The 12,843-nt window shown below is 57.4% G+C and carries 10 protein-coding genes; 4 read left to right on the top strand and 6 right to left on the bottom strand.

From position 1 onward, the window contains the following. Positions 1 to 8 precede the first annotated feature (8 nt). From secD to QZY44_RS09010, 4 genes are all read right to left on the bottom strand, one after another. On the bottom strand, positions 9 to 1,865 hold the full coding sequence (secD, locus tag QZY44_RS09025) for a protein translocase subunit SecD (protein WP_295445297.1): 1,857 nt from the start codon (positions 1,863 to 1,865) through the stop codon (positions 9 to 11). A gap of 86 nt (positions 1,866 to 1,951) precedes the next feature. Continuing rightward, entirely contained in the window at positions 1,952 to 2,290 is a 339-nt protein-coding gene (yajC, locus tag QZY44_RS09020; protein ID WP_295445295.1) for a preprotein translocase subunit YajC, read from the bottom strand. Between the two features lie 130 nt (positions 2,291 to 2,420). Continuing rightward, positions 2,421 to 2,636 carry a Trm112 family protein gene (locus QZY44_RS09015; protein WP_295445292.1) on the bottom strand — a complete coding sequence of 72 codons (216 nt, stop codon included), beginning with the start codon at positions 2,634 to 2,636 and terminating at the stop codon, positions 2,421 to 2,423. A gap of 175 nt (positions 2,637 to 2,811) precedes the next feature. Next, the gene (locus QZY44_RS09010) at positions 2,812 to 3,378 is read right to left on the bottom strand and encodes a Sua5/YciO/YrdC/YwlC family protein (RefSeq protein WP_295445290.1); all 567 of its coding nucleotides are present in this window, start codon (positions 3,376 to 3,378) and stop codon (positions 2,812 to 2,814) included. Between the two features lie 890 nt (positions 3,379 to 4,268). Here QZY44_RS09010 and glyQ point away from each other — a divergent pair. From glyQ to QZY44_RS08990, 4 genes are read left to right on the top strand one after another with little or no spacing between them, the layout of a single operon-like run. After that, the gene (gene glyQ, locus QZY44_RS09005; protein ID WP_295445287.1) at positions 4,269 to 5,201 is read left to right on the top strand and encodes a glycine--tRNA ligase subunit alpha; all 933 of its coding nucleotides are present in this window, start codon (positions 4,269 to 4,271) and stop codon (positions 5,199 to 5,201) included. After that, a complete protein-coding gene (gene glyS / locus QZY44_RS09000) occupies positions 5,194 to 7,266 on the top strand; it encodes a glycine--tRNA ligase subunit beta (RefSeq protein ID WP_295445284.1) in 2,073 nt (690 codons plus the stop codon). Before glyQ ends, glyS begins: the two co-directional genes overlap by 8 nt. A 40-nt stretch (positions 7,267 to 7,306) precedes the next feature. After that, on the top strand, positions 7,307 to 7,867 hold the full coding sequence (gene gmhB / locus QZY44_RS08995; protein WP_295445281.1) for a D-glycero-beta-D-manno-heptose 1,7-bisphosphate 7-phosphatase: 561 nt from the start codon (positions 7,307 to 7,309) through the stop codon (positions 7,865 to 7,867). Beyond that, a complete protein-coding gene (locus QZY44_RS08990) occupies positions 7,864 to 8,595 on the top strand; it encodes a lysophospholipid acyltransferase family protein (protein WP_295445278.1) in 732 nt (243 codons plus the stop codon). Before gmhB ends, QZY44_RS08990 begins: the two co-directional genes overlap by 4 nt. A 1,237-nt stretch (positions 8,596 to 9,832) precedes the next feature. On the opposite strand, the gene dnaN is transcribed toward QZY44_RS08990, so the two are convergent. After that, positions 9,833 to 10,933 carry a DNA polymerase III subunit beta gene (dnaN, locus tag QZY44_RS08985; RefSeq protein WP_295445275.1) on the bottom strand — a complete coding sequence of 367 codons (1,101 nt, stop codon included), beginning with the start codon at positions 10,931 to 10,933 and terminating at the stop codon, positions 9,833 to 9,835. Positions 10,934 to 11,127: 194 nt separating this feature from the next. Next, positions 11,128 to 12,453, bottom strand: coding sequence for a chromosomal replication initiator protein DnaA (gene dnaA, locus QZY44_RS08980; protein WP_295445272.1), 1,326 nt, complete (start codon positions 12,451 to 12,453; stop codon positions 11,128 to 11,130). Between the last annotated feature and the right edge of the window lie 390 nt (positions 12,454 to 12,843).

Raw genomic sequence — 12,843 nt, 5'->3', positions numbered from 1 at the left:
CAGGCAGGTCAGATGGGCAGGCTGGTCAGGCGCTGGTGGCCGTACAGGCGATTGACGATGGCACGGCTGCCGATCACGGCGGTGAACATAGAGGTCAGGATGCCGAAAAACAGCGTGATGGCAAAGCCCTTGACCGGCCCGGTACCGAAGCTAAACAGCACGATGGCGGCGATCATGGTGGTGACGTTGGAGTCGATGATGGTCGCCATGGCCTTGTCATAGCCGGTATAGATCGCCGCCTGCACCGAATTGCCGTTGCGCAACTCCTCGCGGATACGTTCGTAGATCAGTACGTTGGCGTCTACCGCCATACCCACCGTGAGCAGGATACCGGCGATACCCGGCAGGGTCAGGGTGGCCTGGATGGCCGACAGGATGGCGACCAGCAGGACGACGTTGACGAGCAGGACCAGGTCGGCAATCAGGCCGAAAACGCGGTAATAGATGCCCATGAAGAGGCACACCAGCAGGAACCCGACCAGCACCGAGCGCACGCCCTTGTCGATGTTGTCCTGCCCCAGGCTCGGGCCCACGGTGCGCTCCTCCACGATCTGGATCGGCGCGGCGAGTGCCCCGGAACGCAGCAACAGGGCCAGATTATGGGCCTCGTCGGCACTGTCGAGCCCGGTCGTCTGAAAGCGCCGGCCGAACGGTTCGCGAATGGTCGCGACGCTGATCACCTCTTCCACCTTCTCGGTGCGCTTCACCGGTTTGCCGTCCACCATCTTGGTGGTCGTACGGTTCTCGATGAAGACAACGGCCATCGGCTTGCCCACGTTTTCGGTGGTCATGTCGCGCATCCGCCGCCCGCCCTGGGCGTCGAGACTCACGCTGACCATCGGGGTGCCGCTCTGTGAATCGAAGCCCGAGGAGGCGTCCGTGATCTGGTCGCCGGTCGCAATGACCCGGCGTTTGAGCAGCACCGGCTTGCCGTCGCGGGTCTTGTAGAGCCGGCTGCCCGCCGCGGGACGCCCGGCCTCCGCGTCGGTCGCGCTATGCTCGGTATCCACCAGCCGGTACTCCAGCGTCGCGGTCGCCCCGAGGATCTCCTTGAGCCGGCCCGGGTCCTGGGCGCCCGGTAGCTGCACGACGATGCGCCGATCGCCCTGACGGGCGATGCTGGGCTCGGCGACCCCCAGCGCGTTGACGCGGTTTCGCAGCGTCGTCACGTTTTGCTGGAGTGCGAAGCCCTGGATCTGCTTCTGTTGGGTCGGGGTCTGGGCCACCGTCACCAGGAACTCACCACCCTCCTCCACCGCCTGCAGCTTGAGGTCGCGGAACTCCTTGCCGATGACCTTCGAGCCCGCATCTCGGGACGCCGCATCGGCAAACTTCACGACCACGCGCCCCTTCTCGCGCGCGACCGTGATATAGCGCACCTTGGCGTCGCGCAGTTGGGTGCGGATATCCTCTACATAACGCTCCAGCGCCTGGTCCAGGGCCGCGTCGATGTCGACATCGATCAACACGTAGATGCCGCCGCGCAGATCAAGGCCCAGGTTCATGGGCTTGAGGCCCATCGCACGCACCCAGCGGGGCAGGTCAGCCGACAGCGTGAGTGCGCTGCGGTAGCGGTCAGAGAGGGTGTTCTCGATCACCTCCTCGGCATGCAGTTGATCGCCCGAGGTGTGGAACCGCACGAGGAGCTTGCCCCCGGACAGGGCGTCGAAGCGTTTGAATGGGATCTGCGCATTCTCCATGGCGGCACGCAGCTCCCCAGCGCTGGCCTCGGTCACGTGGCCGCCGCGGGCGGCCGTGATCTCGATGGAGGGGTCCTGGGAGAAGAGGTTCGGCAAGGCCAGCACCAGGCCGACCAGAACGATGGCCAGGATCGAGAGGTTCTTCCACAGCGGGTAATGGTTCATCGCACTTCCAATCGCTCACGCGGCGGGGAGGGTCGCGGGGTACCGGGTCAACAGCACCCCAGCCTCGGCTAGGCGGCCCTACCGGGTCACAGATCCTTCAGGGAGCCCTTGGGCAGGACGGCCTCGACGGCCGGGCGGCGAACCTTGACCTGGACGCCTTCGGCGATCTCGAGCAGGACGAAGTTGTCACCCAGATCCGCAACGCGCCCGGCGATGCCACCCAGGGTGACCACCTCGTCGCCCTTGGTCAGTGCATTGATCAGCTTTTGGTGCTCCTTGCGCTGCTTCGCCTGGGGGCGGATCAGCAGGAAATAGAAGACCACCAGCATAAACACCGGCAGTAGAAAGGACATCAGCGAGTCCGTCATGGGGCTGGCGCCAGCGGCGGGGGCCGCGGCGAGTGCGTCAGAGATCAAGAAGCTCATGGGGGTTCCTGTTGGTTACCGATGGTCGGATCAGGTCGGGGTGCGGCGGCGGCGGCGCAAACCCGCGCAAAAACAGCCCCGCATTATGTCACAGCACCGCTGAAGTTACCCTCCTATCGCGGCGCGGTCCTCAGGCATGCTGCGAGGTGCCGCGCTTGCGGTAGGTCTCCGCCTCCTCGGCAGACAGGGTGCGCGCCTCCTCCTCAAGCATGACCGGGATGTCGTCACGGATCGGGTAGGCCAAGCGAGCGGAGACCGAGACGAGTTCGGCGTGCGCCTTGTCATAAATCAGCGGCCCCTTGGTGACCGGGCACACGAGGATTTCCAGTAAGTTATTGTCAAGCATCCTGATTCTCCGGATTGTTGGGGATTACTATCACGTTTGGGTCGGACCGGCCCGCCAGGGCGATACTCCGCGGCCGACGATGATGGCCTCAGAGCAAGGCCGCGGTAAAGGGCCGTGCGGTCTGGGGGGGCGCGGCGGTCGCTCGCAGATCCGCCAGCGTCGCCGGGATTGCTGGTCAGGTGCGCAGTACCTGGCGGGTGCGCCCGTCGCGAATGATAGAGGGCCGGTCCGCCCCGCCGCAGGCCCCCGCGAGGATCAGGTCGAGTCCACCGGAGAGGCGGCGGCGAACCTCAATGGCGGACCGGGCCGGCGGGCGATCCGCGACGTTGGCACTCGTAGAGACGATGGCGCCACCGTATGCCCGGCACAAACCCGCCGCCAGGGGGTGCTGGGTGACGCGCACCGCGAGGGTGTCGAAACGGCCCCGGAGCCAGTCCGGCACACCCCTGCGGGCGGGCATCAGCCAGGTGTTGGGCCCAGGCCAGGAGGCGAGTATCTCCGACATCCGCTCGGGCCACAGGGGTAAGACGAACGGCGCGAGTTGCTCGACCTGGGAGGCGATCACGATCAGCCCCTTCGCCGGATCGCGGCGCTTGAGCGCAAGCAGTCGCATGACCGCGGTTGCGTTCCATGGATCGCAACCCAACCCATAGACCGCCTCCGTCGGATAAGCGAGCAGGCCGCCATGAGCAATAACGCGGGCGGCCAGCCGCAAGCGGTGATGACGCAAGGGAGCAGTCATCTGAAATGCAGGGCTAGCCCACGCCACGATGCCACAAAAACACCCTGCTGGGCGGCGAGTTCATGCCGGGTAACAATGCCATCACTACCGGCCTGGCAAGTCTACGGTCGCTTTCGTGGACCGCGTCCGCAATGCTGTTACCCAATTTACTATAGCCTCACTCAATTGTTCCGCCGAGGCCTGCCATTGATGGCAGGCCAGCAGTATTCGGCTTGTCGTCGCCACTCGGATATCATACCCTCTTCACCCCCTCCTTGCTCTGGCCAAAAAAATTACGCACCCAAGCAGATAGACGAGGCCAAGGGCAAGGCTAGACAGGACTTCCAGGAGTACGGGTAGACCAGCCGGGCCTTGTGGTGCCGCACGGCCGCATCGCCAGCATCGCGTGTACGAGCGCTACCAAGTGACTGCGGACACACAGCGGTGATGGCGCATCGTCTCACAAGTCCGCCCAGGCGAAGGCCGCTTCACTCCTCATGCCTGCGGATGCGAAGGAGCCCCCTCTCGCCTGGTCGTTCAAGCACTGCCATGGCCCGACGAGGCAGGTGACAAGCACCATGCCAATCCGACTCCCGCCCAAGCGCCGCCCCGAGCAGCAAGAAAACTGTCCAAACATACCAACATGTTAAGCAATGCCCTCCAGGCCCGAACTGTCCCAGCCCGGCCAGAAATCGCTCACGGCGCGTCCGCCATACCCTTTCGTATACACGGAAAGCTCACAGGCTCGGTGCCCTGTTGCTGGCGCGTTAGCCGAACTGCTCTCACTCTAGCCCCGCTGCTGGGCAGGGATAAGTCAGACCGGCCCTACCTTGGCGGGAAGAAGCTTCAACCGAGGCTGCACAACAGCTATACTGGGCACTTATCTAGTCAACGTGCAGCGGGGGTATAGCTTGAATCTTGAGCCGGTGGATGTCGCCACATTCCAGGGCATCATTTTTGCGCTGCAGCGCTATTGGGCGGCCTTGGGGTGCGTCATTGTCCAACCTCATGATATGGAGGTCGGCGCCGGCACCTTTCATCCTTCCACATTTCTGCGCTCGATCGGCCCGGAACCTTGGCGTTGCGCTTACGTTCAGCCTTCGCGGCGACCAACTGATGGCCGCTATGGGGAAAACCCAAACAGGCTGCAACATTATTATCAGTTTCAGGTTCTGTTGAAGCCTGCGCCGCTCGATATTCAAGAACTCTACTTGGAGTCCCTGCGATACCTCGGGATCGATCCGCTCGTCCATGATATCCGTTTTGTGGAAGATAACTGGGAATCACCCACACTTGGTGCCTGGGGACTCGGCTGGGAGGTCTGGCTAAATGGTATGGAGGTCACCCAGTTCACCTATTTTCAACAGATCGGAGGACTCGATTGTCGCCCGGTTAGCGGGGAAATTACTTACGGTCTGGAACGCATCGCCATGTACTTACAGTCAGTTGAAAGCGTTTATGATCTTGTCTGGAGCCGATCTTCTGAGGGGTTGATCACCTACGGGGACGTTTTCCATCAGAACGAGGTTGAACAGTCGACCTATAATTTTGAGAAGGCCGACGTCGCAGCCTTGTTGGCGACATTCGACGCGAGCGAACGGATGAGTCGGCAACTGGTTACCGACGGACTGCCGCTGCCGGCGTATGAACAGGTACTAAAGGCGTCGCATGCGTTCAATTTGTTGGATGCACGTGGTGCCATCTCGGTGACCGAGCGACAGCGGTTTATCCTGCGGGTTCGTGCGCTCGCACGAGACGTCGCGCAGACGTACCTCGAAAGGCGTGAAACGCTGGGGTTCCCGATGCTGAAACGACCATTTCCACTTGAGTGCGCGCATGACTAAGGATCTGCTGATAGAAATTGGTACTGAGGAACTCCCACCAGCCTCATTGCGGGACTTGGCGGTCGCTTTCGCTCGCGGGGTCGAGGAGCGATTGACCGCACAGGGGATTGGGCACTCCAGCTACTCCGTTTTCTGCACCCCTCGTCGCCTTGCGATCCTCGTTGCCGAGGTGCAGGTACGACAGGCTGAGCGGGTAATTTCGCGGCGAGGCCCTTCGGTGGCTGCGGCCTTCGATCCAGAGGGTCGGCCGACGAAGGCAGTGACCGGCTTTGCCCGCTCCTGTGGGGTGGCGGTAGAGAACCTTGGGCGCGAGGAGTCAGAAAAAGGGGTATGGCTTGTCTTTCGTACGGTTGAATCAGGTGACCTCACAATACGGCTGATCCCGCAAATAGTCGAGTTGGCTCTCGCCGATCTACCTATTGCAAGACGCATGCGATGGGGCACCGGGGATGCGGAATTCGTGCGGCCGGTGCATTGGATTTGCCTGGTCTTTGGTGACGAAACGATACCAGGGCGGGTACTAGGCGTAAACGCTGGTCGCGACACCTTCGGTCATCGATTTCACGCACCCGGGCCGCGCGCCATCACGCATGCATCGCTCTACCCTCAATTGTTACGAGAGGGTGGGTTTGTGGAACCGTCGTTTGAACAACGTAGAGCAGTAATCGCGAGGCAGATCGCGCAGACCGCCAATAATCACGGCGTTGCAGTTGATCTGCCGCCGGATTTGCTTGATGAGGTAACGGCGCTCGTCGAATGGCCGATCGCGTTTTATGGGTTCTTTGATGAAGCATTCTTGTCAGTGCCCTCAGAGGTCCTGATCGAGACGATGCAGAAAAACCAGAAATATTTTCCGGTACGCAGCGGTGATGGCCAACTTTCGGCAAGCTTCGTTGCAATATGCAACATCGAAAGCAAGAACCCTGAGGAAGTAAGAAAGGGCAACGAACGCGTGCTTCGCCCCCGTTTCGCCGATGCCAAATTTTTTTGGGAACAAGACCGACGTTGCCCACTCGCCGCCTATTTTAGCAAGCTCGAGTCTGTTGTGTTTCAGGATAAACTCGGTTCTGTCGCAGACCGGAGCAGGCGTGTTGCGAAACTCGCGACGATGATCGCCACGTTGATCGGGGTAGACCCGCTGTTGGCAAAGCGCGCCGCGCTGCTTGCTAAGTGTGATTTAGTGACCTCGTTGGTGATTGAGTTCCCAAGCCTTCAGGGCGTGATGGGCGGCTACTACGCGAAACATTCAGGAGAGCCGCTCGCCGTTTGCTCGGCGATCGCCGAACAGTATTATCCCCGCTACGCCGGTGATACATTGCCCGGAACAGAAATTGGCTTAGTACTTGCCCTTGCGGACAGGTTAGATCTGTTGGTTGGAGTCTTTGGCATTGGCCAGCGTCCGACTGGGGCTAAAGACCCGTACGGCTTGCGTCGGGCATCCATCGCAATCGTCCGCATGCTCGTGGAGACACCGCTGGATCTTGATCTCAAAGTATTACTCGCGGGCGCTGTGGGGCACTTTCCATCCGCGAGTCTGAGTCCTGATACGGCTGACGCGGTCGTAATTTACATGCTCGCCCGACTTAAGGGATATTACCAAGAACAAGGCGTCTCGCTGGACTGCATTGAAGCGGTTATCGCTGCTGGGGGGGCGATAATCAGTCAATTGGACCGGCGAATTAGAGCGGTGCAGGCATTTCGGAACCTGCCAGCAAGCGAGTCCTTGGCCGCAGCCAATAAGCGTATCAGCAATATTCTTGCTCGATCCGACATTTCCTGCAAGTCAGCGAGGCAACCAGACCCGACGCTGTTCTCTGAAAGTGCTGAACATAAACTGTGGCAAAGCGTATGCAAACTCGAGCAGGTTATTGAACCACTGATCAGCCAGCAAGACTTCTCGGGCGTATTAGTTCGACTTGCAGAACTAGGAGAAGATGTAGACGCATTCTTCGAAGATGTGATGGTGATGTGCGAAGACGCGGCTATTAGAGAAAACAGGCTGATACTTTTGAAGCGTATGCAGGCGCTGTTTTTGAACGTCGCTGACGTCTCGTTGTTACGTTAGGTGGCCTTGCACACTGCGCAGTTACCGCTGGTGTTTCAGTATGCAGCTTGAGCGCTTTCTTATCCTTGATCGAGACGGGGTCATCAACGAAGACTCTGATGACTACATCAAGTCAGAAGCCGAATGGGTGCCAATCCCAGGGAGTCTCGAGGCAATTGCGGAATTGACGCATGCGGGGTTTCGTATCGTGGTTGTATCGAATCAGTCGGGGCTCGCCCGGGGACTTTTTGATCTCGGTTCGCTCAACAGAATGCACCGCAAGCTAAGGGAATCGGCATATCTCTTGGGCGGGCAGATAGAGATGGTTATGTTTTGCCCACATGCGCCGCATGAGGGATGCCTGTGCCGCAAACCACGTTTGGGTCTGTTCAGGGAAATCGGCGATCGAACTGGCCTAATTCTGCGAGGATTGCCGTTTGTCGGGGATTCGCTCACCGATATACAAGCGGCAAGGCTCGTAGGGATGGAACCAATCCTCGTGAAGACCGGGAAGGGAGCCAGGACCCTGGCGCAGGGAGGTGCCGCTCTCGATGGCGTTGCCATTTTTGACGACTTAAAGTCGGTTTCCGAAGAATTAATTTGTCGTTGGGGTAGCTCTTGACTCTACTACGCTCGCTGGCCTACCAAGTATTTCTCATTGCATCGGTAGCACTTTTTGGCATTACGATAGCAATTGCTGGTCGCTTCGTTCCGTACCGTACCGTTGGTCGATTGGGCCGTGCGTGGGGATTGTCGAATTTGTTCGCACTTAAACACTTATGCGGACTCAATTATCGGATCACCGGTCTCGAGCACCTACCGGCAACGACGGCGATTGTTCTGTGCAAACACCAGTCAGCATGGGAAACCATCGCGCTGCGAGGGCTGTTTCCAAGTGACCAAACATGGGTATTAAAAAGGGAGTTACTCCGCATACCGATTTTGGGCTCGGCGCTCCGACAGTTTGTGCCAATCGCGATTGATCGTTCTGCCGGCCGAAAGGCCGTTAAGCAGCTATTGAAGGATGGTGCAATCTCACTCAAAGACGGACGCTGGGTCATGATCTTTCCGGAAGGTACTCGCGTCGCGGCGGGCACTCGGATACCCTACAGCATCGGTGGTGCGCTACTTGCGGAGCGGACGGGATATCCAGTCGTACCGGTCGCGCATAACGCTGGGGTATTCTGGGGCAGGCGAAGCCTCATCAAGCGCCCAGGAACAATTGAACTCGTCATAGGCGAGGTCATCGCCAGCAAGGGAAGGACCGCCCAAGAGATCAACCAGAAGGTAGAGCAGTGGATTGAGACGACAGTCTCGTCCCTTGCGCAGTCAGCACAAGCCCCCCTTTAGACAAGAAGTTGGAGGAGTGGTAATCTCGGCGATGCAGCGCGCCACGCTGGCGTTGGTCTGGGGCAGACGTGCCGGAAGCACACGACACGCTTTTCCGACCCAGAGAACCTATCCACGCCACCAAAGAACGGAATCATTCACCGCCTAAAACGGCCAAGAAAAACCTCCCAGCTGTCGCACTCCCGCTATCCGCCCAACGAATCTACCCCGGTTCTATTACAAGTAACGATCCGCCGACGGAGCCGGAGGTTTCCTCATGATAATAATTGGGACCCACCCCCGGGCTCGGAACCATCTGCGCTAAACGAAATGATCCCTCTCGACCGCCGCCAGCTCTGTGCCTACAATGGCTATTGTAGTTGCTCCGTGAGCGCGAGCGTAGCGATCGGGGTTCGGCGCCGCTGCTACCGCTACCTGGGCCTGTTCAGGCGGCAGTTTCCCAAGGAAGCATTTACGGATAGGCTCTGCGGTGGGCGTTGCTGGTGTTGGCGCGCGCCGACACGCGCAGCGCCCGGTACTTGAATGTGGCTTTCGATCGTTGCCCATCGCCAAGAGTTGGCTGCGTGCTACGGCCACCACGGGATAACCGCCAGGACGACGCCCTGGCCATTGGCGGCGCTCACCCCAGCGTGTGCAGCGCGGGACACCCAAGCCGCGGTGCTGAAAAGGCGCACCGCCAGGGTATTAGATCCCCTACGCATAGCGAATGGTTTTTAGTATCAAAATCTTGCGTTATTTTTGTCGCGCATGATAGGCGACTGGCTGGTCATCTGCCAGGATCGACTGAAGTTCTTGCGCCGTATGCCCGCGTTTGCTGCCAACGATCGGCAGGCTTGGCCAGGCAGGGATAAGCAACGACAGCAAGGCCTCGCGCACGCAGTCCCAATCTCGACGTTATGCAGTGGTAAGCGCTGCTCCGCAAGCCCTGGTCGAAGCGGGGCGCGACCACCTGCGGCATCACCGCATCAAGCCGTATCCTGACCGGCCGTCCAAGCGCCTCTGAGGCGCCGGTCGAGAGTCTCTCCCGTCCACCGATTCACTCCCGCACTTGAGCCTCCTATCGTGGTCCGGTTTCTTGGGAAACCAGACCAGGACAGCGGCTTGTTGCGCGGTAACCAACCCACCTCCGCAGTCATCCAATGCGCACTGGGTGGGTCCGTTTTTCTTAGCGGAAGTAGGCGCATTTCGATTAGCGGCGAGGTTCAATGTGATGACCATATCCCGCAACCCACAGACACTAAAGCCGCATCGGCATAACGACGTACGTTTCCCCAGCAGCCGCGACTCCTCGCCAAAGAGAACTACTATTCCCATCATCAAAATGCACTTCAACCTCATTGCTATCCACCGCGCCAAGCAGATCCGACAAGTAAGCAACGTTAAATCCCACAATCGTTGGCTCACCAGTATAATCCAACTCCATTTCCTCTACGGCCTCTTCCTGCTCAGGATTATGTGCAACCAGCCTAAGAACGCCAGGCTCAAAGGTCACCCGCAAACCACGATACTTCTCATTTGAGAGAATCGCCGTCCGCGCTAGAGCTTTCCGCAACGAATCACGGTTAGCAATAGCAATCTTCGTCAGGCCCGCCGGAATAACTCGCCCATACTCAGGATAACGACCATCTACAAGCTTTGACGACGAAACAGTCTCTCCAACAATAAATCGTATTAGTCGCTCTGCAATCTCGATCTGCACAGGCATCGTTCCTGAAGTCAACTGCCTCCGCACTTCGTTAACCGTCTTGAAGGGAATAATAACCGATCGTGCCCCTGTTACCCCTAGTGAACAGGGATGCACATAACACGCCAAGCGATGCCCGTCAGTTGCCACGGCCTTCACACCACTCCCGTCCACCTCCAAGAGCAGTCCGTTCAAGTAATATCGCACATCCTGCTGGGCCATCGCAAAAGCCGTCTTCTCGAATATCCTCTTTAGCACACCCCCCTCTAGTGTGAAAGCAAGATCCGGCGATATCGATTCCATCGCGGGGAAATCCTGTGCGGGCAGGGTCCCAAGAACATATCGTCCTCGACCAGCCGTCAAAACACAACGCTCCCCTCCCACCTTAAGTCTCATTTCGCAGCCTTCTGCAAGAGAGCGACAAATGTCCCCTAGCTTCCTGGCAGGAACTGTCGCTTCCCCCGTTTCTATCACCTGAGCCGGACAAATTGCGCGAATCTCAATCTCCATATCCGTACCAATAACGGTTAACGAATCATTATCTGCACGTAATAGTATATTTCCTAAAATTGGTAGTGTTTGCCTCCTCTCAACCACAGACACCACACGATTTAAGACTGGAAGCATTTCTTCACGGTTGACCTTGACATCCATACTGCTCACCTCTCTTAAACAAACAATATTTAGTAAGTTCTTAGTAATAAGGGCTGTGGAAATGTGCGCTACTTGCTTTTTTCTTTTTCTAACAAAGTGTTATGTCATATTTTCTACGGCCAAACAGCCCCTGAAACCTGTGTATAACTTCTTGCGAAAACCCCCAGCAAATCTTTCACCCAGGTTATCCACAGCTAAGACGACAGACTACGCAACAGATTCCTAAAGTCCTCTTCAAGAGCAGGATCACTATCCCGCAGATCGCGAATCTTCCGTGTCGCATGAAGCACTGTCGTATGATCTCGTCCGCCGAAAGCGCTACCAATTTCCGGTAAACTATGTTTCGTCAGTTCTTTTGCTAAGGTCATAGCAATCTGTCGTGGTCGCGCAATAGACCTACTGCGCTTTGCTGACAAAAGGTCGGCGGTTCGCACTTTGAAGTACTCAGCGACGGTTTTTTGAATACTATCAATAGTCACCCGTTTATCTTGCGCGGCCAACATATCCCGCAGCGTCTCCTTGGCAAACTCAACGGTAATGGCTCGGCCGGTAAATTGCGCGTTGGCAACTAATCGACGCAGAGCTCCCTCGAGCTCGCGAATATTGGAGCGGATGCGCCGGCCGACGAAAAACCCAACATCCTCTGGTAGGACAACGCCGAGTTGTGTCGCCTTACTTTGTAAGATCGCTACGCTGGTTTCCAGATCAGGCAGATCAATTGAGACCGTCAGGCCCCACCCAAATCGCGACTTTAGCCTTTCCTCCAGTCCTACGACCTCTCTTGGAAAACGATCGCTGGATAGGACGATCTGCTGGCGCGATTCGAACAGAGCATTAAATGTGTGAAAAAACTCTTCTTGCGAGCGCTCTTTTCCCGCGAAAAACTGAACGTCATCAATCAGTAAGGCATTCAGGGATCGATACGTTTTCTTAAACTCATCAATACGGTTGTGCTGAAGTGCCCGAATCATTTCCGCAACAAACCGTTCTGAGTGAAGATAAATGACGCGCGCAGTAGGGTTTGTTTCCAATATCATATTACCCACTGCGTGCATCAAGTGGGTCTTACCCAGACCGACTCCGCCATATATAAACAGAGGGTTGTAGGCAACTCCTGGGTTCTGACTGATCTGGATGGATGCAGCCCGTGCCAGTTGGTTTGATTTTCCCTCAACGAAGCTGTTAAAACAAAACTCCGGGTTAAGATTGGCTTCTGCTCGTCGTTCGCTCAGTCCCAGGGACTGAACTTCTGCAACGATAGTGCTACGCGTCTCGACACGATCCAATCCACCAACATCAAATCTTAACTGGGTGATGGCTCCGTCGCTGCTGTGACGACATAATTCGAGCAAGCGCTGTTCATAGTGCTGTCGCGCCCAGTCTTGTACAAACTTATTAGGGGCCAGCAGACGCAGTACCTCGCCCTCTCTGCGAGCTTGCAAGGGCAAAATCCAGGTGTTAAATTCAGCCGCTGTCAATTCCGCTTTGAGTCTTTGAATGCAGTCCTGCCAGGGATTCATATTTTTCCTCAGTTACCAGTCGAACATCTCGAATCTCAACCCTACACTCCCCACCGGTCCCGGGTCGTGGGGTACCGCTTGATCCAGCGGCGCCATGTTTTCTGTCGCCGGTGGACTCCAGTCTAGCGCTGGAGCGTTAAGTTATCCACAGCGCGAGATGCGTCCGGGCCAAGTAAAAACTTCAACAGTTAGGGTAGAAATAGCAAGACTAAGAACCACTATTTTACACGTTAGGTTATACCAGAGTAAATCTAGTGCGTTTTCTTTGGTTGATCGGGCCGACCTCGGTGACGTATCTCGACTAACAAGATGGTACCTTTGACGTTAAGTCGTTGAGACCGTTCTGTAAGAGCTGCCGGAGGTAGCTCTTGACCATAGATGTGGCCACCG

Source organism: uncultured Thiodictyon sp. (assembly GCA_903837595.1).
In the GTDB taxonomy this organism is placed as follows: domain Bacteria; phylum Pseudomonadota; class Gammaproteobacteria; order Chromatiales; family Chromatiaceae; genus Thiodictyon.
The sequence above is the reverse complement of the archived record's forward strand: the minus strand, read 5'-3'. Positions and strand labels throughout refer to the sequence as shown.